Origin of the sequence: Streptomyces sp. NPDC017225, from assembly GCF_044331465.1 — a bacterium.
Taxonomy (GTDB): domain Bacteria; phylum Actinomycetota; class Actinomycetes; order Streptomycetales; family Streptomycetaceae; genus Streptomyces.
The window spans coordinates 63404-84467 of sequence record NZ_JBIRNE010000020.1; the positions used below are offsets into that span (position 1 = coordinate 63404).

17 protein-coding genes and 2 pseudogenes are annotated in these 21064 nt (G+C 72.9%); 5 read left to right on the forward strand and 14 right to left on the reverse strand.

Annotated elements, in window-relative coordinates; all coding sequences use genetic code 11:
• Positions 1–94: 94 nt before the first annotated feature.
• Entirely contained in the window at positions 95–1306 is a 1212-nt protein-coding gene (locus ACH4NX_RS31590) for an MFS transporter (protein WP_351394424.1), read from the forward strand.
• Here ACH4NX_RS31590 and ACH4NX_RS31595 read toward each other — a convergent pair.
• A pseudogene (locus ACH4NX_RS31595) lies at positions 1275–1613 on the reverse strand (acyl-CoA thioesterase); the annotation flags it as partial. The gene ACH4NX_RS31590 and the pseudogene ACH4NX_RS31595 overlap by 32 nt on opposite strands.
• Positions 1614–1734: 121 nt before the next feature.
• Between ACH4NX_RS31595 and ACH4NX_RS31600 the strand changes: the two are divergent.
• A complete protein-coding gene (locus ACH4NX_RS31600) occupies positions 1735–3147 on the forward strand; it encodes a uracil-xanthine permease family protein (protein WP_398128365.1) in 1413 nt (470 codons plus the stop codon).
• On the opposite strand, the gene ACH4NX_RS31605 is transcribed toward ACH4NX_RS31600, so the two are convergent.
• Positions 3129–4283: a glycoside hydrolase family 6 protein gene (locus tag ACH4NX_RS31605; protein WP_398128439.1), complete on the reverse strand. Its 1155-nt coding sequence runs from the start codon at positions 4281–4283 to the stop codon at positions 3129–3131. The two genes, ACH4NX_RS31600 and ACH4NX_RS31605, sit on opposite strands and share 19 nt — an antisense overlap.
• Positions 4284–4457: 174 nt before the next feature.
• Between ACH4NX_RS31605 and ACH4NX_RS31610 the strand changes: the two genes are divergently transcribed.
• Positions 4458–5153: a DUF5995 family protein gene (locus ACH4NX_RS31610; protein WP_351394419.1), complete on the forward strand. Its 696-nt coding sequence runs from the start codon at positions 4458–4460 to the stop codon at positions 5151–5153.
• Between the two features lie 103 nt (positions 5154–5256).
• Positions 5257–6175, forward strand: a pseudogene (locus ACH4NX_RS31615) (TIGR03619 family F420-dependent LLM class oxidoreductase); the annotation flags it as partial.
• Positions 6176–6214: 39 nt separating this feature from the next.
• On the opposite strand, the gene ACH4NX_RS31620 reads toward ACH4NX_RS31615, so the two are convergent.
• Together ACH4NX_RS31620 and ACH4NX_RS31625 are read right to left on the reverse strand one after the other, a co-directional pair.
• Positions 6215–7912 (reverse strand): NAD(P)/FAD-dependent oxidoreductase, encoded by a 1698-nt coding sequence (locus ACH4NX_RS31620; protein ID WP_351394413.1) that lies wholly within the window; start codon positions 7910–7912, stop codon positions 6215–6217.
• 49 nt (positions 7913–7961) lie between these two features.
• Positions 7962–8750: a carbon-nitrogen hydrolase family protein gene (locus ACH4NX_RS31625; RefSeq protein WP_351394410.1), complete on the reverse strand. Its 789-nt coding sequence runs from the start codon at positions 8748–8750 to the stop codon at positions 7962–7964.
• A gap of 404 nt (positions 8751–9154) precedes the next feature.
• On the opposite strand from ACH4NX_RS31625, the gene ACH4NX_RS31630 reads away from it, so the two are divergent.
• Positions 9155–9700 carry a Repetin gene (locus ACH4NX_RS31630; RefSeq protein WP_351394407.1) on the forward strand — a complete coding sequence of 182 codons (546 nt, stop codon included), beginning with the start codon at positions 9155–9157 and terminating at the stop codon, positions 9698–9700.
• Here ACH4NX_RS31630 and ACH4NX_RS31635 read toward each other — a convergent pair.
• The 10 genes from ACH4NX_RS31635 to ACH4NX_RS31680 form a co-directional block, all read right to left on the reverse strand.
• Entirely contained in the window at positions 9648–10880 is a 1233-nt protein-coding gene (locus ACH4NX_RS31635) for an MFS transporter (protein ID WP_398128366.1), read from the reverse strand. The genes ACH4NX_RS31630 and ACH4NX_RS31635 overlap by 53 nt on opposite strands.
• A 139-nt stretch (positions 10881–11019) precedes the next feature.
• Entirely contained in the window at positions 11020–11472 is a 453-nt protein-coding gene (locus ACH4NX_RS31640) for an Lrp/AsnC family transcriptional regulator (protein WP_003977367.1), read from the reverse strand.
• Between the two features lie 63 nt (positions 11473–11535).
• Positions 11536–13023: an amino acid permease gene (locus ACH4NX_RS31645; protein ID WP_398128367.1), complete on the reverse strand. Its 1488-nt coding sequence runs from the start codon at positions 13021–13023 to the stop codon at positions 11536–11538.
• 504 nt (positions 13024–13527) lie between these two features.
• Positions 13528–14970 (reverse strand): GuaB1 family IMP dehydrogenase-related protein, encoded by a 1443-nt coding sequence (locus tag ACH4NX_RS31650; protein ID WP_351394397.1) that lies wholly within the window; start codon positions 14968–14970, stop codon positions 13528–13530.
• Positions 14971–15078: 108 nt separating this feature from the next.
• Positions 15079–15432, reverse strand: coding sequence for a barstar family protein (locus ACH4NX_RS31655; RefSeq protein ID WP_351394395.1), 354 nt, complete (start codon positions 15430–15432; stop codon positions 15079–15081).
• A gap of 56 nt (positions 15433–15488) precedes the next feature.
• Positions 15489–16532, reverse strand: a complete 1044-nt coding sequence (locus ACH4NX_RS31660) for a sugar-binding domain-containing protein (RefSeq protein ID WP_351394392.1) — start codon at positions 16530–16532, stop codon at positions 15489–15491.
• Between the two features lie 78 nt (positions 16533–16610).
• Positions 16611–17297, reverse strand: a complete 687-nt coding sequence (gene rpe / locus ACH4NX_RS31665; protein WP_351394389.1) for a ribulose-phosphate 3-epimerase — start codon at positions 17295–17297, stop codon at positions 16611–16613.
• 146 nt (positions 17298–17443) lie between these two features.
• A complete protein-coding gene (locus tag ACH4NX_RS31670; protein ID WP_398128368.1) occupies positions 17444–18649 on the reverse strand; it encodes an ABC transporter substrate-binding protein in 1206 nt (401 codons plus the stop codon).
• Complete coding sequence (locus ACH4NX_RS31675) at positions 18646–19584, reverse strand: hypothetical protein (protein ID WP_351394383.1); 939 nt, start codon at positions 19582–19584, stop codon at positions 18646–18648. The genes ACH4NX_RS31670 and ACH4NX_RS31675 overlap by 4 nt, the downstream gene beginning before the upstream one ends.
• A complete protein-coding gene (locus ACH4NX_RS31680; protein ID WP_398128369.1) occupies positions 19581–21050 on the reverse strand; it encodes a VWA domain-containing protein in 1470 nt (489 codons plus the stop codon). The genes ACH4NX_RS31675 and ACH4NX_RS31680 overlap by 4 nt, the downstream gene beginning before the upstream one ends.
• Positions 21051–21064 lie beyond the last annotated feature (14 nt).

Below are 21064 nucleotides of genomic sequence, written 5' to 3' on the forward strand. Positions count from 1 at the left end.
CGATCATATCACCTATCTATCAGGAAGGGACCCTGATAGTTTACGCGACGCAGTGAAAGCAGGCAGTACGGAAGACCCGACGGAGGGCCCGAGAATGAGCACAGTGGTCTACGAGCAACGCGAGGTGAGGAGCGCCCGGTATGCCGTGGCGGCCGTTTTCGCCGTGCACGGGGCCGTCACCGGCTCGTTCGCGACGCGGGTGCCGTGGATCCAGGACCATGCCGGGGTGAGCGCGGGCCAGTTGGGCCTGGCGCTCGCCTTCCCGGCGCTCGGCGCGTCGGTCGCCATGCCGCTGGCCGGCCGCGTCAGCCACCGTTTCGGTGCCCGCACCGCGCTGCGCGGTCTGCTCGCCCTGTGGACGCTGGCGCTCGTCCTGCCGTCCCTCGCGCCGAGCCTGCTCACCCTGTGCCTCGCCCTGTTCGTCTACGGCGCCACGGCGGGCATGTCGGACGTGGCGATGAACGCGCTCGGTGTCGAGATCGAGAACCGGCTCGACAAATCGATCATGTCGGGCCTGCACGGCATGTGGAGCGCGGGCGCCCTGATCGGCTCGGCGGCCGGCACGCTCGCCGCCCACCTGGAGGCGGACGCCCGGCTGCACCACGCCCTGGCCGCCGCGGTGCTGACCCTGGTGGGCCTGGTCGCCTGCGCCCGGGTGCTGGACCTCCAGCCCGCCGAGGACGAGGACCCGCCTCCGAGGTTCGCGCTGCCGCCCAGGTCGGCGTTGCTGATCGGCGCGGTCGGGTTCTGCGCGGTGTTCGCCGAGGGCGCGAGCCTGGACTGGTCTGCGGTCTACCTGCGGGACCGGCTGGAGGCCTCGCCCGGCCTGGCGGCGGCGTGCACGACGGGCTTCACGCTGACCATGGCGCTGGCCCGGTTCGCCGGGGACAAGGTGGTGGACCGGTTCGGCGCGGTGCGCACGGTCCGGGTGAGCGGTGTGCTGGCCACCCTGGGCGGTCTGCTCATCGTCGCCGGGGGCCATCCGGCGGTGGCGATGACCGGCTTCGCGCTGATGGGTCTCGGCATCGCCGTCGTCATCCCGCTGTGCTTCGCCGCGGCCGGCCGCGCGGGCTCCAACCCCAGCCTGGCCATCGCGGGCGTCGCCACCATCACGTACACCTCCGGTCTGGTCGCCCCGAGCGCGATCGGCGGTCTGGCCCAGGTGACCAGCCTGGTGGTGTCGTTCGGTCTGGTGACCGCGCTGGCCTTCTGCCTGGTGGTGTTCGCGAAGGTGCTGCGCGCCGGGGACCGGGAGCGCCCGAAGACCGGTCCGTCGGACGCAGCGGTGCCCGACCGGCAGTCCTGAAGGTGTCGCTCCACGGGGCCGGGAGCGGCGTCCCGGCGTCCAGCCGGACCAGCGCGCGGGTGCCGCGGGCGTACGCGCCCGGCCGGGTGACGGGCGCCTCGTAGGTGATCGTCGGTTCCTCGACCGCGCCGCAGGTGTCGCCGGCCGGCGCCCAGTCGCCCTCGAGCCGGAAGCCGTGCTCGGTCCACAGCTCGGCCCGGGCCCGTTCGGCCGTCACCGGGCAGCGGGCGTCGTGCGGCAGGCCGAGCGCGTCCAGGTCGTCGAAGCGGACGGTGACGGGGACGAGCCGGCCGGAGGAGAGAACCAGGGGCCGCGGCGGCGAGGGCCGGGAAGGTGCTGGTCAGCCGGGGGCGCGGGTCACGGGACCACCCCGCACCCCTGACAATGGTCCGGACAGTCCTCACGTACAGAGAAAGCGAAACCTCACCATGGACCTCGGCGTGCGCTGGAAGCTGCACGGGGACGGAAAGGTACCCGCCCCCGGAGCGGTGGTCCGCCCCGACGAACGGCTCTCGTGGCCCCGCACGGCCGGGCTCGGCGCCCAGCACGTGGTGGCCATGTTCGGGGCGTCCTTCGTGGCTCCGGTCCTGATGGGCCTGGACCCCAACCTCGCGATCATGATGTCGGGCGTGGCGACCGTCATCTTCCTGCTCGCCACCCGCGGCCGGGTGCCCAGCTACCTCGGCTGCTCGCTGTCCTTCGTCGGTGTCGCCGCGGTGATCCGGGCCCAGGGCGGCACCAGCGCCACGGTGACCGGAGCGGTCCTGGTCGTCGGCGCCGCGCTGTTCCTGGTGGGGCTCGCGGTGCAGCGGTTCGGGGCACGGATCATCCACGCCGCGATGCCGCCGATCGTCACCGGCGCGGTGGTGATGCTGATCGGCTTCAACCTGGCTCCCGTCACCGCCTCCACCTACTGGCCGCAGGACCAGTGGACGGCGCTGCTGGTGATGCTGTTCACCGGTCTGGCCGTGGTCTGCCTGCGCGGTTTCTGGTCCCGGATCGCGATCTTCCTGGGGCTGGTCTTCGGTTACGTACTCTCCTGGGTCCTCGACCGGATCTTCGGGAAGATCCACTCGGTGGACGGCAGCGGCAAGCTCACCGACCACTGGCGGCTGGACTTCTCCGCCGTGGGCCAGGCCGACTGGATCGGCCTGCCGTCCTTCCACGGGCCGAGCTTCGAGTGGTCGGCGATCCTGGTCGCCCTGCCGGTCGTCATCGCGCTGGTCGCGGAGAACGCCGGGCACGTCAAGGCGGTCGGCGAGATGACCGGCGACAACCTCGACGACAAGCTCGGCACGGCGATCTCCGCGGACGGTGTCGGCTCGATGCTGTCCACCGCGGTCGGCGGCCCGCCCAACACCACCTACTCGGAGAACATCGGCGTAATGGCCGCGACCCGGGTCTACTCGACGGCCGCCTACTGGGCCGCCGCGGGCTTCGCCCTGCTCTTCGGCCTCTGCCCGAAGTTCGGCGCGGTCGTGGCCGCGATCCCCGGCGGGGTGCTGGGCGGCATCACGGTCATCCTCTACGGCATGATCGGCCTGCTCGGCGCGCAGATCTGGATCAACGCCAAGGTGGACCTGCGCAATCCGCTGAACCTGGTGCCGGCCGCCGCGGGCATCATCATCGGCGTCGGCAACGTCAGCATGGAGTTCACCGACACCTTCTCGCTCAGCGGCATCGCGCTCGGCACCGTGGTCGTCATCACCGGCTACCACGCGCTGCGGGCCTTCGCCCCGGCCCACCTCAAGACGCAGGCGCCGCTGCTGGACGAGGGCACGTCGTCGTACGACGAGAAGGCGAAGGGCGGCGGTGACGGTTCTCAGCGGGCCAAGTCGTAGGCGTAGGACGGCGTGAACATGCCCGGCTTCCCCTTGCAGCCGTCCGACTCCCCGGGCAGCTTGACCCACAGGTAGGCGTCGACGCGCCCCATGCCGGTGCTCAGGGTCGGCGCGCGGCCGAGCTCGCGGCCGGCCGGGTCGCACCACTCGCCGTCGGCCGGGGCGCCGTTGCCGTTGCGGCTGGTGTCGATGACGGCGCCCAGGCCGGCGGGGCCGCCGAGGGCGTCGAGGACCGCGCGGTCGTAGGCGACCTCGTCGGCGGTGGTGTGGAAGTTGGACACGTTGCTGAAAATGCCGTCGGAGGAGTCGGCCGAGGCGGCGCCCGCCTGCCTCAGCCAGCCCGCCTGCTTGGCGGGCGCGTGCCAGCCGGAGTGCCCCGCGTCGAAGTAGACCCGGGCGTTCGGGTTGGCGTCCTTCATGACCCGGCCGGCCCGGGCCAGGGAGGCGAAGCGGTCGGCGCGCTCACCGGCGGACATGCACTCCGCCTGGGCGACCGAGTCGGGCTCCAGGACGACGATGACGTCACCGGAGCCGAGCCCGGCGGCGAAGCGGTCGATCCAGTCGTCGTAGGCGTCGAGGCCGGGCGCCCCGCCCTGGGAGTGTCCGCCGCAGTCCCGGTCGGGTATCGCGTACGGCACCACCACGGGCACCCGGCCCGCCTCGGCACCGCCCGACGTGACGGCGCGGACCCGGGAGGTGATGGTCCCGGGGGTGTAGTCGGCGAACCACACGGCGGCCGGGTGGTCGGCTATCCGGGAGCGGATGGCGTCCTGGCGCGGGTCGTCGGGGTGGGCCCGGACCCAGTCGAGGACCTGCGAATCGGGGTGCCGGTAGAGCCGGGTGGAGGCCGGGGAGGTCCCCGACTCCCTCGCGTCGGGCTTCTCGGACGTCCCTGACTTCTTCTTCGGCTTCGGCGACGGGCCGGGGCTCGTCCTCTTCGCCGAGGCGGAGGGCGAGGCCGGGACCGAAGGCGTCGCCGACACGGACGGGGACGGCACCACGGGCAGGGACCGCGACAGCGGCGACCGCGTCACCTCGGGACGGGCCTCGTCCACACCGCCGCCGTCGTCGCCGAGCGCGGACAGCATGCCGGTCGCGGTGCCCACCGCGACCACGACGGACGCCGCCGCGACCATCGCGCTGCGGCGGGCGGCACGCCTGCGCTCGGCCCTGCGAGCGGCCAGGCGCCGGGCACGAAGGCCTGACACGTAGGGTTCCCCCTCCCCCGCACGACGGGCGCGTTCCCCCGTTCTGGGGAAGCGTCGGCCCCGCCGGCACTCCCGCCAGCCTAAAGGTGCCACGCTGCCGCCATGGCGTACTGCGAACAAGTCACGGCGGACGTCCAAACGGTGGACACCGTCCTCTCCCGGATGCGTGCCCTCGATGCGACGCTGCCCGCCCGGGACGGGGTGGCGGTCTTCAACCGCGTCTACCTGGCCGTCACCGAGGCGGTCGACCGGCACATCGACAGCGGTCGTTTCACGGACGCGCGGGCCGCGATCGCGCTGGACGTGCGGTTCGCGGAGCGCTACCTGACGGCCGTCGAGGCGCTCGAGCAGGGGCACCGTCCGCCCGCGTGCTGGCGGCCCCTGTTCCAGTTCCGCCGCCATCCCGGCGTACGGCCGTTGCAGTTCGCGCTGGCGGGCATCAACGCGCACATCGGCCACGATCTCGCGCTGGCCGTGGTGGACACCTGTCGTACGCTCGGCTGCGAACCCGTCGAGCTGGAGGACGAGTTCGACCGGGTGGGCGATCTCCTCGTGTCGCTGGAGGAGCGCGTCCGCGACGAGCTGACGCCGGGTCCGGACGTCCTCCAGGTCGCCGATCCGCTGACCCATCTGATCGGCTCCTGGAGTCTGGAGCGCGCCCGCGACGCCACCTGGACGGCGGCCCGCGCGCTGTGGGCGCTGCGCCGGCTGCCCGATGTCGCCGGGGAGTTCACCGAGCGGCTGGACGCCGCGGTGGGCTTCGCGGGGCGCATGCTGCTCACCCCGCTGCCGGACTGATCCGTACCCGGTGCGCGGTGCGCGCTTCCGGAACCGCCGTGAGATCGCTGTACGTCGAATCCCTGGGCAGCATCGCACCCCGACCGCGAAGGAGCACCCAGGCGTGACGACCCGGCTCGGACTCGGCCTCCCCCAGATGCGGCAGTACGACCTCGGCAAGGACGTCCCCGACGTGGCCCGCACGGCGGAACGGACGGGCTACGAGAGCCTGCGGGTCTTCGAGCGGGCCCTGTTCCCCGAGCCCGCCACCCAGGGGCTGTACGGCATCGGGGGCGTGCCCTGGCCGGACGAGTACCGGAACGTGGCGGAGCCGCTGGTCGCCCTGACCCTCGCCGCCGCGGCCACCGAACGGGCGGAGCTGGGCAGCAGCGTCCTGGTCGCCCCGCTGCGCGTCCCGTTCCAGCCGGCCAGGGCGCTTGCCTCGCTCGACGCGGCGAGCGGCGGCCGGGTCGTCGCCGGTTTCGGCACGGGCCCGGCCCCACGACGAGTACGCGGCGGCGTCCGTTCGCCGAGCGCGGCCGGGCCCTGGACGAGCTGATCGAGGTGTGCCGCGCGGTCTGGGGCCCGGACCCGGTGGTGTACGAGGGTGCGTCACGAGCATCGCGTCCGCCGTGGTCGGCCCCAAGCCCGCCCGGCCGATCCCGATCATGCTGGCGGCGGGCAGCGGGAGGGCCCGGCGCCGGCTGGTCGACCACGCCGACGGCCGGCTGCCGAACGGCGTCGGCGCCGAGACCGTGGCCGGACAGTGGCGGCGGCTTCGGGCCCTGGCCGCCGAGCGGGGCCGCACGGAGCCGATCCGCACGGTGCTGCGGGTCAACGCCCGGTACCGTGCGTCGGGCCACGAGGGCGCCGGCCGCCGCTCCTTCCACGGCGGCGTCGACCGGTTCGTCGAGGATCTCGCCGCGCACGCCGAGATCGGCCTCGACGAGGTCCTCATCGACCTCCAGGGCTCCGCGCGGGACGCCGGGGAGCTGAAGGATCTGGCCGCCGAGGTGTACGAGAAGGCTCGCGCGGCCGGGGTCTGGCCAGGGGTGTCGTCCGGATCGGCCCCGGCCGGCAGGTCAGTCCTCGGGAAGCGCGACCGGCGCGATCTCGTCGTAGACGTCGCCCGGGCCGGGGTTGGCCGGGTCGGTCCTGCCGCCGAAGTGGTGCATGACGCCCCAGACCGCGTTCAGCGCGGTCTGGACGGCGCCCTCGGCCCAGCCGGCCGTCCAGGAGATGTCGTCGCCGGCGAGGAAGATGCCCCGCTTGTCCTCGGGCAGCTCCTCCTGCACGAAATGGGTGAACAGGCGCCGCTGGTAGCGGTAGTGACCGGGGAGGTTGGCCTTGAACGCTCCCATGAAGTACGGCTCGTTCTCCCAGGAGACCGTCACCGGGTTGCCGATGACGTGCTTGCGGATGTCGACCTTCGGGTAGATCTCGCCGAGCGACTTCAGCATGACCTCCATCCGCTCGTGCGCGGACAGCGGCAGCCACTTCAGGCTGTCGTCGCACCAGGTGTAGGAGAGGCAGATGACGGCGGGCCTGTCGGGTCCGTCGTCCAGGAGGTAGGTGCCGCGGGTCATGCGGTCGGTGAGCGTCATCGACATGACGTCCCGGCCGGTCTCCTCGTCCTTGTCCAGCCAGAAGGGGCGGTCCACCGGTACGAAGAGCTTGGAGCTCTCCATGTAGTGGGTCCGCTCGATCGCGGTCCAGTGGTCGATCGGGAAGAGCGAGTCGTCGCACGCGATCTTGGAGAGCAGCATCCAGGACTGGGCGGTGAAGACCGCCGCCCGGTACGTGCGGATGTCGCCGTCGGCGTCGGTCACGGTGATGCGGTTGCCGGCGGTGCGGGTGAGCCGGGTCACCGCTGGGCGCGGCTCGCCGTCCGTGTGCAGGGACTTCAGCGAGGTGCGGTACGGCCAGTGGACGGTCTTCTCCGGCTCGCGCTCCCAGAGCCTCGTCGGCAGTTGCTGGGAGCCGCCGACGATGCCGCGGTGGTGGTCGTCGGCCTCCGTGTAGACGACGCGGAGGATCTCCAGGATGGAGTTGGGGAAGTCGGTGTCCCAGCCGCCGGTGCCGAAGCCGACCTGGCCGAAGATCTCGCGGTGGCGGAAGGACCTGAAGGCCTCCGAGTCGCAGAGGAAGCCGTAGAAGGTCTGGTTGTCGAACTTCTCGACCAGCTTCGCCCAGATCTCGCGGATGCGCGGGACGTCGCGCTCGCGCAGGGCGCGGTTCATGTCGGAGAAGTCGGCGCCCTCCTCGAGGCACTTCGCCCAGGCGTCGGCGACGTCGCGGTAGACCTGGGGCAGGTCGCCGAGCGTCTCGGCGTAGTGCGACTCGCCCTTGAGGTCGACGACGGTGGAGGGCGTCGCCTCGGCGAGGGGGTTGGGGAAGGGGCGCGTCCTGAGCCCCACCAGGTCGATGTAGTGCTGGAGGGCGGTGGAGGACGGCGGGAAGCGCATCGCGCCCATCTCGGCGGTCAGCGACTCGTCGCAGCCGTCGAAGCCGACGGTCCGCAGCCGGCCGCCGATCCGGTCGGCCTCGTAGACGACGGGCTTGAGGCCCATCTTCATCAGCTCGTAGGCGGCCACGATGCCGGACAGGCCGCCGCCGATGACCGCGACCTCGGTGCCGTGCTCGGTCGCCGGTATCTGGCCGAGGCCCGCCGGGTGGGCGAGGAAGTCGTCGTACGCGTACGGGAAGTCCGGCCCGAACATGGTGATCGGCGGCTGCTGCTCGTCTGCGTGCTCGATCGCGTTGGGCACGGTGGACGTCATGGGGTACGGACTCCTTGCACGGGTGGAACGGGGGAGGTGGCGGTGGGGGTCAGGCGAGGGTCCCGTAGAGGCCGGGGCGGCGGTCCCTCAGATACGGGTTGGCCTCGCGGGAGGCGGCGAGGAAGGCCGGGTCGGCGTCGGCGAGGACCAGTTCCTCACCGCGTCCGGCGCGAGCACGGGACGTCCCGTCGGGCCCGGCGAGGGCGGACAGCCCGACGAACTCGAACTCGCCCTCCCGGCCGACGCGGTTGACGTACGCCACGTACATCTGGTTCTCGAAGGCCCGCACGGGCACGACGGACTCGGCGACGAACTGGAACGGGTGCATCTGCGCGGTCGGCACGAGCAGCAGGTCGGTGCCGGCCAGGGCGTGGGCGCGCACGTTCTCCGGGAACTCGACGTCGTAGCAGATCATCAGGCCGACGGTGAGACCGTTCAGCTCGGCCTGCACGACCGGCCGCTCGCCGGGGACGAAGTGGTCGTGCTCGAAGCAGCCGAAGAGGTGGGTCTTGCGGTAGTTGGCCAGGCGGGCACCGTCGGCGGAGATCAGCTGCACGGAGTTGAAGACGCTCTCGCCGGACCGCTCGGGGTAGCCGTAGGCGACGGCGAGGCCGTGGCGCGTGGCGGTCTTCGCGACCGCGTCGGCCGCGTCGCCGTCGGCGGCCTCGGCGAGGCGGCCGATGTCGTCGCCGATCGCGTACCCGGTCAGGAACAGCTCGGAGGTGACGAGCAGCCCGGCGCCCGCGGCGGCGGCGCGGCCCGCGGCCTCGTCGAGGACCTCGAGGTTCTCGACGGTGGAGCCGGGCCGGCCGGAGCTCTGGAGCAGGGCGGTGCGCATGCGTGTTCCTCACCGGTGGGAGGGGGGTCGGGGGCCAGATAGACGGTACGGTCGGCGGACTCGGCCGGACAAGAAGGAGCCGTTGCGCGCCCGTGAGCGGATCGTTGCGTTCGCCGGCCACCTCCCGGCGATTCGTTGCGCGCCGGTGCCCACGGGTCGTACACCCGGCTCCTTCCCGGGGCGCAGACCGCGCTCGCCCTCCCCCGCCGCACGGCGGAGGGCGCTCCCGCCCGGGGTGCGATGTGGCGGGAGCGCGGCGTTGGAACAGTGGTGACCGTTCGGATCCGTCCAGTCCAGTCCAGCCCAGTCCCGGCCCGGCCCGTCCGGCCCGGTCGGGTCAGGTTCGGTTCGGCTTGGTTCGGTTCGGTTCGGTTCACTGGATTCCGCCTGCGGGAAGGACCGCCATGCAACGCCGTACGACGACCGCCGCCCTCTGCGTCGCCCTGTTGCTCACCGCCGTCACCACCGGCGCCGCCGTCGCCTCCGGGCCGCACGAGGAACGGCCCCCGAGGGAGGCCGCCGCGCTCACCGGCAGCGCCGAGCTGTACCGGTCGGCCGGGGACGACATCACCTTCACCTTCGACGCCCACCTGGCGGCCGAGCACAACGACGACCCGCTCAAGGCCACGGGGACGTTCGAGTTCAGCCACTACCTGAACGGCGAGGGCGCCCGGGCGAAGGCCGACGTCGACTGCCTGCTGACCGGCGGTGACGTGGCCGTCGTCTCCGGCGTCATCACCGACTCCGACCTGCCCGGCGCCGAGGGCAGGCGGGTCGGCATCACGGTCCACGACCGGGGCCGCCACGACCGGCTCGGCTACAGCTGGGCCGCGACGGGCAGCCCCGCGGACGGCGGGGACCTGCCCCGGTGCGTGGCATCGGCCCCCTTCGAGAAGGTCAAGAAGGGGACCGGCGACTTCGAGGTCGTCCCTTGGCGGCCGAAGCTGTAGCGCCCGTCCGGGCGGCGACCAGTACCACCGCCGTCAGCAGGTACGGCACCGCGGACCACGCGAACGCGGTGGCGTGCCCTGCCGACGTCCCGATCACGGCGTACCCGCCCAGCACCGCGACCGTGGCCAGCTCCGTGCCGAGTCCGGCCACCGACGTCAGGGTCGCCCGGCCCGTCGCGTCGATGCGCCGCTGGAGCCGGGCGTCGGCCAGCACGCTCGCCAGCTGGAAGCCGCCGAAGGCGACGGCGACCAGCAGCAGCCCGGCCGGCGTGCCGGCGGCGGCGCCCACGGCCAGTGCGAGGGCGGCGCCCGCGAGCAGACCGGCGAGACCGGCCCCGCCCAGGCGTTCACCGGCCCCGGCCAGCAGGCCGCCGGCCGTCGCGCCGCCCCAGATCAGCAGGAGCAGCCAGGGCACGGTCGACTGCGCCACCCCGGTGCCGAGCACCAGGAGCGGCGTGTACTCGTCGAGGGCGCCCCACACGGCCGTCACGGCCGGGACCAGGAGCAGCGCGCCGCGTACGGACCGGTCGGCGCGCGCCTCGGCGAGACCGGCCCGCAGGGTCGTGGACCAGCCGTCGCCGCCGGTCACCGGCGTACGGTGCTCGGGAAACCGGGTCGCGACGACCGCCGTCAGCAGGCACACCAGGATGCTCGCCGCGCCCACCGCGGCGTAGCCGCCCCAGGCGAACACGGGTCCGGCCAGGCCCATCGCGGCCATCACGGCCACCAGCCCGGCCGAGCGGGCCCGGCCCATGACACGGGCGTACCGGTGGGCGGCGCCGATCCGGTCCAGTTCGTCGTGGACCAGGGCCTCCAGCGCGCCGGATCCGAGCGCTCCCCCGGCTCCCCACAGCACGAAGCCCAGCGCGAAGGCGCCGTAGGACGGCATCAGCACCCACAGGGCGAAGCCGGCGGCGGTCAGCAGCGGGCCGAGCCACAGCAGGCGCCGCCGGGAGACGGCGTCGGCCCAGGCGCCGGAGGGGATCTCCAGCAGCACGCCGGTGACCGACCAGACGGCGAACAGGGAGGACAGCTGCCAGACGGACAGGCCGGTGCCGCTGAAGAGCAGCGCGTACACCGGGTAGAGCAGGATGAACTCGTCGAGGAACGAGTAGCCGTACAGGGTCGTCGTCAGCCGCCGGTAGCCGGCTGCGGGCACACACGTGGGTGTGGGAGTCATGAGGCCTTCCCGAGGGGGCGTTACGGACACCGGAGGTACGGCGTCCGAGGCGGCCCTCGGGAGGTGGCACGGCTGGTGGATCAATGTCGCCAGGTCATGACACCGATGCTAGACGTCGGGTGCCGTCCTGCCCATGGGATTACGTGGGCGAACCCGACGAGAAGCGGCGCAGCAGCGGCGAGAGCACCAGCACGGACTTGGTCCGCTCGACGAACGGCTCCCCGGCGATGCGCTCCAGGACCCGTTCGAAGTGCCGCATGTCGGAGGCGAAGACCTGGGCGACCGCGTCCGCGTCCCCGGTGACGGTGGACGCGGCCACGACCTCCTGGTAGCGCTCCAGGCCTCGCTGGATGGTCTCCGGCGAGGTGTTGCGGCGGCAGAAGATCTCGACGAACCCCTCGGTCTCCCAGCCGAGCGCGGCCGGGTCGACCCGTACGGTGAATCCGGTGATGGCTCCGGTGGCGCGCAGCCGGTCCACGCGCCGTTTCACGGCGGGCGCGGACAGACCGACCGACTGCCCGATGTCCGCGTAGGAGCGGCGGGCGTCCTCGGCGAGGGCGTGCACGATGCGTTCGTCGAGATCGTTCAGCACTGCGGGTGGTTCACTTCGCTTCTGGAGCTTCTGCGGTTTCTGGGACTTCTGGCGCTTCTGTGGCTACGGGAGCTTCTGGGCTTCCGGGGTGTCCGGCGCGGCGAGCCGGGAGCGGCGACGGCCGTACACGAAGTAGAACACGAGCCCGACCGCCATCCAGACACCGAAGACCGCCCAGGTGACGGTGGACAGGCTGCCCATCATCCAGAGGCAGAAGGCGAGGCCCAGGGCCGGCAGGACCGGCGACAGCGGCACCCGGAAGGTTCGGCGCATGTCCGGACGGGTCCGGCGCAGCACCACGACGGCCACGTTGACCAGGGCGAAGGCGAAGAGGGTGCCGATGCTGGTGGCGTCGGCCAGCTGGCCGAGCGGGACGGCGGCGGCGAGGACGCCGCAGAACAGGGACACGATCAGCGTGTTGGCACGGGGCGCGCCGGTCTTCGGATGGACCCGGGAGAACACCTTGGGCACGAGCCCGTCGCGGGACATGGCGAACAGGACGCGGGTCTGGCCGTAGAGCACGGTCAGGACGACGCTGGCGATGGCGACGACGGCGCAGAACGCCAGCAGGGTGCCCCAGAAGTCCTGGCCGGTGACGTCGGTCATGATCTGGGCGAGCGAGGCCTCGGAGTCGGTGAAGGTCCGCCAGGGCCTGGCGCCGACGGCGACGGCCGCGACGAGGACGTACAGCACCGTGACGATGACGAGGGAGAGCATGATCGCGCGGGGCAGGTCTCGCTGGGCGTTCTTCGCCTCCTCGCCGGCGGTGGAGGCGGCGTCGAAGCCGATGTACGAGAAGAAGAGCGTCGCGCCGGCCGCGCTGACCCCTGCCATGCCGAGCGGCATGAAGTTCTCGTAGTTGCCGGAGCGGAAGCCCTGCACGCCGATCGCGCAGAACAGCACCAGTGCGGCGATCTTGACGACGACCATGACCGTGTTGGCCCGGGCTGACTCGCGGGCGCCGCCCAGCAGGAACGTCATGGCGAGGAGCACCACGATCAGCGCGGGGAGGTTGAAGACGCCGCCGTCGCCGGGCGGGGCCGACAGGGCGGCCGGGAGGGTGACACCGATGGTGCCGTCGAGGAGTTCGTTGAGGTACTCGCCCCAGCCGACGGCGACGGCGGCCACCGACACGCCGTACTCCAGGACCAGGCACCAGCCGCAGACCCAGGCGACCAGCTCGCCCATCGTCGCGTAGGCGTACGAGTACGAGGATCCGGCGACCGGGATGGTGCCGGCCAGCTCGGCGTAGGAGAGGGCCGAGAAGAGCGCGGTGAGGCCGGCGATGACGAAGGAGAGCGTGACGGCCGGGCCGGCCTTGGGGACGGCTTCACCGAGGACGACGAAGATGCCGGTGCCGAGGGTGGCGCCGATGCTGATCATCGTGAGCTGCCACAGGCCGAGGGAGCGGCGGAGGCTGCCGCCCTCGCCCTGGCCGCCCTCCGCGACCAGCCGTTCCACGGGCTTGCGGCGCATGAGGCTCGCGGCCAGGCCCGGGGACGAGGGGGTGGCCGATGCGTCGCGGTGCGGGGGTGCGCCTGGGTCGAGCACGCGTTGACTCCTTTGTCGCTGCCGGTCGCGCCGCCGGTGGTGGGCGGGCGGGGCCCCGGCGGGCTTCTGGAGCGGCGGGGACCGGCGGGCGACCCCCATGGAAGAGCGGGAACCCACCGAGCGGGGTCCCCGCCACGCCACGTACAGCGCAGAACACTACGAGGGGGGCGGTGCCCCGGTAATGGAGCAACCTTGCGCGTCCTGACACGATCGTTGCGTTCACCGGCGCGGGGCGCGTTTTCGTTGCGCGGCGGCTGTGGAGCCTTGTGTACGGGGGTCGGCGGGCGGCGGATCGTTCCTGGTCAGCGGCCGTCCGGTTCGCCGCGACCGCCCGGACCCCGGCCGCCTCGGGCCCGGTCTCTCCGGGCTGTTCGCGGGCGGCCGTCCTCCGCGTCGCCGCCGTCCCCGGCCACGCTCCGCGGTCCGGCGGCCGGCGTCGCGTCAGGTCCTGCTCGGCATCAGACAGGCGTCAAGCAGGACCTGACGGAACGGGTTCGGGCTCGATCAGCTCCAGCTGGCGTGCAGCGGCTTGCCCTCGGCGTAGCCGGCGGCGCTCTGGATGCCGACGACGGCCTTCTCGGCGAACTCCTCCAGGGAGGCGGCACCGGCGTAGGTGCAGGAGGAGCGGACGCCGGCGATGATCGAGTCGATCAGGTCCTCGACGCCGGGGCGGGTCGGGTCGAGGAACATCCGGGAGGTCGAGATGCCCTCCTCGAAGAGCCCCTTGCGGGCCCGGTCGTAGGCCGACTCCTCGGAGGTGCGGTTGCGCACCGCTCGGGCGGAGGCCATGCCGAACGACTCCTTGTAGGGGCGGCCGTTCGCGTCGTGCTGGAGGTCGCCCGGGGACTCGTAGGTCCCGGCGAACCAGGAGCCGACCATCACGTTGGACGCGCCGGCCGCGAGGGCCATCGCCACGTCGCGCGGGTGCCGGATGCCGCCGTCGGCCCACACGTGCTTGCCGTACTTCTTCGCCTCGGCGGCGCACTCCAGGACCGCGGAGAACTGCGGCCGGCCGACGCCGGTCATCATCCGGGTGGTGCACATCGCGCCGGGGCCGACGCCGACCTTGACGATGTCGGCGCCCGCCTCGATCAGGTCGCGCACGCCCTCGGCGGAGACGATGTTGCCCGCGACGATCGGGACCCGCGGGTCGAGGTCGCGCACCACCTTGACTGCGCTGATCATCGACTCCTGGTGGCCGTGCGCGGTGTCGATGACGAGGGTGTCCACGCCCGCGTCCAGCAGCTGCTTGGCCTTGCCGGCCACGTCGCCGTTGATACCTACGGCGGCGGCGATGCGGAGCCGGCCCCGCGCGTCCGTGGCCGGGGTGTACAGGGTGGCGCGCAGGGCGCCCTTGCGGGTGAGGATGCCGGCGAGGCGGCCGTCCTTGTCGACGGCGGGCGCGTAGCGGCGGTTGGCGGCGTCGAGGGTGTTGAAGGCCTCGCGCGGGTCCATGTCCGCGTCGATGAGGATCAGGTCCTTGGACATGACCTCCTCGAGCTGGGTGAAGCGGTCCACGCCGGTCAGGTCGGTGTCGGTGACCACGCCGACGGGCCTGTTGCCCTCGTCGACGACGACACCGGCGTTGTGCGCGCGCTTGGGGAGCAGGGACAGCGCGTCGGCGACGGTCTGGTGCGGGGCCAGCACGATCGGGGTGTCCAGGACGTGGTGGCGGCTCTTCACCCAGGAGACGACGTCGGTGACGACCTCGATGGGGATGTCCTGCGGGATGACCACCAGGCCCCCGCGCCGGGCCACCGTCTCGGCCATGCGGCGCCCCGCGATGGCGGTCATGTTGGCGACGACGAGCGGAATGGTGGTGCCCGTGCCGTCCGGGGCACCGAGGTCCACGCCCTGCCGGGAGCCGACGGCGGAACGGCTCGGCACCATGAACACGTCGTCGTACGTCAGGTCGTACGAGGGCTGGATGTCATTCAGGAAACGCACGTGCTGCACATCCCAGTCGATCAGAGGTGGCCCCCGGACAGGTCAGCCAGGGGGAAAGAGCACGTACTTCATTCTCCCACGACGGACACCCCACAGCCCCCGGGCAGATCATCCAGGCTGGTCAGCGACCTCCTTGGAGGATCCTCCAGGACCCAGGGTCACGAAGAGCCCCGGACCGCGGTCCGTCGCCTCGGCGAAGACCTCCTCGGCGACGGCCCACTCGTCCGGCCGCGTCTCGGCATACCCCCGCCAGCCCCGTACGACGAGTACCAGCCCCCGCTCCACCGCGTCCCCGGGCCAGACGGAGGGGTCGGCGAGGGAGTCGGCGAGCGCGTCCCAGTTGCGGCCGAACCAGTCGGGCAGCGCCAGGTCACGGGCGCAGCGGTCCATCAGGGCCGCCTTGTCCGTGACCCCGTCGAGGTCCAGCGTGACCACGAGCCGTCCCGCGGGGTCCTCGGTCATCTCGCACCTCTTCCCTCGCCCGTACCTTTTCCCCCCGGTACCCTCCCGACCGGCCGTCAGACGCCGTCCGGGTCGGTCCGGTTGAGCGTCGACTTCGGCGCCGAGCCCACCGTCATCAGGTAGTCCGCGGCCGACGTGTCCGTGACCAGGCTGGTGACCAGCCCGGAGCGCAGCACCGCGTCGATGGCCGCCGCCTTGCGCGCCCCTCCCGCGATCGCCACGACCTCGGGGATGTGGCGGAGCTGGTCGGCCTTGACCGTGATGCAGCGCTCCCCCAGGTCCCGCCCGACCCGGCGCCCCTCGGCGTCGAAGAGGTGCGCGGACATCTCGGCGGCGACACCGAGCGAGGCGTAGTGCGCCCGCTCCTCGTCGCTGAGCATGTCGTGCACCGTCGAGATGCCCGGCTCCCAGGAGCCGATGGAGACACAGGCGACCGTGACCTTGTCGAAGTACTCGAAGGCCCGGGCGATCCCGGTCTGGTGGCGCAGCGCCTGCGCGGTGGCCGCGTCCGGCAGCAGCATCGGCGCGTAGATGGGGTGGGCGTCGCCGCCCGACACCTGGGCGGCGCGGCGGACGGCCTCCACCGAGCCGCGCTCGGCGGTCCCGGCGTCGTACACGCCCGTCAGCTGCACCACCGTGCACGGCGGCAGCTTGTCGAGCGCCGCCGCCATGTGGATGGTGGACCGGCCCCAGGCCAGCCCCAGCACGTCGCCCTCGTTGACCAGCTCGCCGAGCAGGTCGGCTGCCACCTCTCCCAGGTTCTCCGGATCGGGTGTCTCCTCGGCGTCGGCCGGGGACTCCACCACGACGGCGTGCCTGAGCCCGTAGCGGGCCCGCAGGGCGTCGGAGCGCTCGGCGTCCAGCTCGGCCGGCACCCGGATCTCGATTCGGACAAGGTCCCTCTCGAGGGCGGTCTCAAGAACCCGGGCCACCTTGAAGCGGCTGACGCCGAACTCCTCCGCGATCTGGATCTTGGACTTGCCCTCGAGGTAGAAGCGGCGGGCCATGGCCGCCGCCTGGACCAGCTCAGCGGGTCCCATCCGCATGGCTGAACGGCCCGCCGACATACCCGACACGGCGATCTCCTCACTGCTGTTCACACTCTGGATTCGCCGTTCATCCTCGCAGATTCGGCGCACTTGATCAGCCCTGATGGGAGCCGTTCACGTTCTCGTACCTCAGTGGTCGCACGCCCAGGATGCCTTGGCGGTCGCCGCCTCGGCCTGCGTGCGCAATGCACGTACCGCTTCGGCCGGGTCGGACGCCCCGTACACGGCGGAACCCGCGACGAAGACGTCCGCGCCGGCGTCGGCGCACTGCTCGATCGTCGATGCCGACACCCCGCCGTCGACCTGGAGCCACAGCTCCAGACCGTGCTTCTTGATCAACTCACGGGTGCGCCTGATCTTCGGGAGCATGATGTCGAGGAACGCCTGCCCACCGAAGCCCGGTTCAACCGTCATGATCAGCAGCATGTCGAGTTCGGGGAGCAGATCCTCGTACGGTTCGACGGGCGTCGCGGGCCGCAGCGCCATGGACGCGCGGGCGCCCTTGGCCCGGATCTCCCGCGCGAGGCGCACCGGAGCGGCGGCCGCCTCGACGTGGAAGGTGACGGAACCGGCGCCCGCCTCCACGTACTGCGGGGCCCAGCGGTCGGGGGCCTCGATCATCAGGTGGCAGTCCAGCGGGGTGTCCGTCGCCCTGGCCAGGGACTCCACGACCGGCACGCCGAGCGTGAGGTTGGGCACGAAGTGGTTGTCCATGACGTCGACGTGGAGCCAGTCGGCTCCCCCGACCGCCTCGGCCTCGTCCGCGAGGCGGGCGAAGTCGGCGGACAGGATGCTGGGGTTGATCTGCGCGGCCATGCCCCAAGACTGCCATGCCCTCGAGGGGTGGGGGGCATCGGTCCTCGGGTGGACGCGGTGGTCCGTCGGCCGCGGGCGGCACGGGGGCGCTCGCACCATGCGGCAGGGCCGCGGGAGGCACGGCTCCCGCGGCCCTCGGGACGCGTTCAGTCCGCACCGCACACCGGCAGATCCTGCGGCTTGCGAAGGCGTTCCAGCTCCGCCAGCCGTTCGTCGAGCCCGTCCGGAGCGGCGAAGAGGCGCAGCACCGCCTGGTGGAAGGCGTCCCGGGTGGTCCGGGGCATCGCGTCCGAGGCGTCCCAGCAGCGGGCCCGGCCGGGCTCGCGCAGGACGGCCCCGATCCCCCGCTCGGTCGCGCTCCGCTCTCCGTCCGCCGCCGCCGCCTTGTTCGCCGTGTACTCCGGCAGCTCGGTGCCGGGGTCGGCCAGATAACGGATCAGCTGCTCCGCCTGCGGGGTCGGGTCCAGCAGGGCCGCGAGGTCGCCGGAGACCTCCCAGGCGCCGGCGTCCGGACCGGGCCCCGGGACGACCTCGGAGAAGTGGACGTAGTCGCCGCCCGCCCGCTGCCAGTGCCCGGCGCGGAAGGATCCCTGGTGCTCCAGGCGGTCCGGCGCGCAGTCCGCCCCGAACCCGGTGGTCAGCGCCTGCTCGACATCCGCGCCGGCGCCCGCGCCGACCAGGTCGGCCCAGGTCGTCCAGGCCCTGCGTACGGCGTCGTCGGTCCACGGCAGCCGGCCGTTGGCCCACTCCTCGTACACCCGCGGCCCGGCCTGCTGGAGCAGGATGTCCTCCACCCAGTCGGTGCCGGGCCAGCCGGAGGTGGCACCGGACTCCATGCCGAGGCACCAGCGTCCGGGACGGTTCGCCGATGCCGCCGTGGGCGGCTGTCCGGCGTACCACACCATGCTCTTCAGGCCGGTCTTCACGGGCAGCCAGTACGTGTGGGCGTCCTGCCCCGGCACGGTGACCTCGGGCGCCCAGAACCGGTCGTAGTGCCCGGCGTCGAACAGGCCGTCCAGCGGATGGAGCCGGCCTTCGGCGGCGTAGGCGAGCAGTTCGCCGGGCCCGGGCAGCACCGCCACGTCGGGCGGGTTGCCGGCCGCTATGTCGGCGGCCAGCACCTGGCTGAGCGCGGAGCTGCCCTGGTAGACGACGTCGATCCGGTACTTCTCCTCGAACGGCTCGATGACGTGCTCCTCGAACTGGTCGCGCTCCGCGCCGCTCCAGTTGGCGAGCAGGGTGACGGAGCCCTGCCAGTCGCGCGCCCAGCGCACCCCGGCGAACACACCGGCGCCGAGCAGGACCAGACAGACCCCGAGGATGCCGAGCGTGCGGCCTCCGGGCCGGCTCATCGCGCCCCCCGGAACCGGTACTCGGCTATACGGGGCCACAGTCCCCACACCGTCAACGCCACCACCACGGCTCCTCCCAGCAGCACCCAGTCGGACAGCGAGGCCCAGTACCCGGCGTCCGCGAGCGCGCCCTGCACCTCGTCGGCCACGTCGGGGATGGTGTCCGGGTCGTCGCGCGGCGTCCGTACGTCGGCGAGGGAGCCGGTCATCGCACGGTGCGCCGAGACCGTGTACCAGGCCAGTAGCGGCACCCCGAGCGCGCACACCGCGGTGGCGGCCAGCAGCCGCAGCTGCACGGGCCGCCGGAAGCGGCGCCGGAGGAACCGCTGGGTCTCCAGCAGCGCCCCGCACAGCACCGCGTACAGCACCGCGACCGTGCCCCAGCCCAGCCACAGCTGCCAGGGGAAGGCGGCCTGCCGCCGGGCCTGGGCCAGCTGTTCGGCGCGCAGGGCGTCGAGCCGGCTCCCTATGTCGCCGTCGGTTCCCGGTTCGGCCCTCGTGCCGAGGACCTTCTCGGCGTAGTGGAGGTAGGCGGCGCGCAGCGGTGAGTCGTCCGGCTCGCGGCCCCGGCGCTCCACCCAGGCCGAGTAGACGGCGATCAGCCCGGTGACGGTCTGCAGGTCGTGCCGCCCCGCCAGGCCGGTGACGTTCTCGGACGCGGCCAGGGCGAGGCTCTGCTGGGCGACCGAGATCTGGGTGTGGAACTCGCCGCTGATGTCGCCTTCGGGCCCGCTCTCGCGGACCACCTGGTGCGCCTCGCGCATCGCGTTCTGCGCGGTGTCGACGGCGAGGATGCCGGGCGTGCTCGCCGTCGACAGTGGCACGGTGTCGTCGTGTACGCCCCGGTAGGCGAAGAACAGCACGAGGGTGGTGGCGGTCCCGAGGACCAGCAGCAGCCTGAGTCTTCGGGTCAGGTCCCGGCCGGTGGTGCTCACCGCCGCTCCTGGAAGGGGTGGCGGCAGGCCGGGCAGAAGCGGGCGGCCACCGGCGCCTTGGCCGAGCAGGCCGGGCACGACACGGTGGCCCCGCCGCCCGGCTCGGCACCCGCCGCGCCGCCGACGCCGGAGCCGGACTCGGGGCCGGACTCGGGGCCGAAGGTGCTGCGGCTGCTCGCGGCGATCAGATGCTGGAAGTCGATGGCCGCCACCTCGGGGAGCAGGGCGACCCGGCCGGCCTCCGCGTCGTCGATCCGCACCAGCCGGGACAGCCGGCCGAGCTGCTCGGCGGCGCCCATGGCGTGGGCGAGTCGCGCGGCCCGGCCCAGCTGCTGCTCGGCCAGGTCGCGCTGTCCGCGCCGGTGGGCGTCGGTGGCGGCGGCGATGGCCTCACCGAGCCGCCGATGCCGCTCGAAGTGGTCGACCTGGGCGTCGGTGTGCCGGGACAGGGCCGGGTTGTCGGTCCAGTGCACCAGGCAGGGCTGCGGCGGTGGCAGCCGTACCTCGCCGCCGGGCACGTCGACGGCGACCACGGCGAGCTGGAGGTCCTCCCCGTGCGGCCGGCCGGCCGGGTCGGCGGACAGGCACAGCTGGTAGCGGCGGGTCTCGTCGCCCCAGGCCCGGGTGACGAACCGGCCGGTGCCCTCCTGCGCGGTCAGCTCCGCCTCGGTGGGGAAGACCTGCTTGAGATAGCGCACCGCGCCGCCGGGCATGGGCGTCACGGAGATCGCCACTTCGGGAACGGTCTTGGTGAGGAGCCGGCTCATCACCCGCTCGTACTCGGCCGGCAGGGCCGCCTCCTCGCGCACCGAGGAGGCACTGCCGTGCAGGCGGCGGGTGATGCGCAGCAGTTCCTGGCCGTCCCAGCCGTCGCCGATGCCCCAGGCGTCGCAGACGAACCGGCCCGCGCAGTCCTCCAGCACCCGTGCGAGCGGCATCTCCTCGTCGTGCTGGTTCTTGCCGTCGGTGAGCAGCAGCACGTGCCCGATGGGCGCGTCCTGTTCCGTCAGCAGCCGGCGGCTCAGGTCCAGCCAGGCGCCGATGCAGGTGCCGCCGCCCGCGACCAGCCCGTGCACCGCCCGCTCCGCCCGCGCCCGGGTCCGGGCGGAGGCCTGGGCCATGCGCGGGGTGTCCGGGTACGCCATGTCCGCCCGCTCGCTGCCCCGGACCACCGCGAACGGAGTGCCGTCCGGCAGTCTGCGGATCGCCGCGACCGCCGCCTGCTGGGCGGCGTGCAGCTTCTCCACCGGCCAGGTCATCGAGCTGGAGCAGTCCACCGCGAGGACCTGCGCCAGCACCGGGCCGTCCGGGCGGCCGACGCCCCCGGTGCCGTCCACGCGCACGCTGACGATGGCGTGCATCCGCGGGTCGTCCGCCTCGCTGGACAGGTACTTCAACTGGTCGATCTTCAGTCCGGCGGTGATCCGCCCGGTCTCCTCGCCCGCCCGGGGCGTTCCCGTCTCCACGCTGTCCGTGCCCC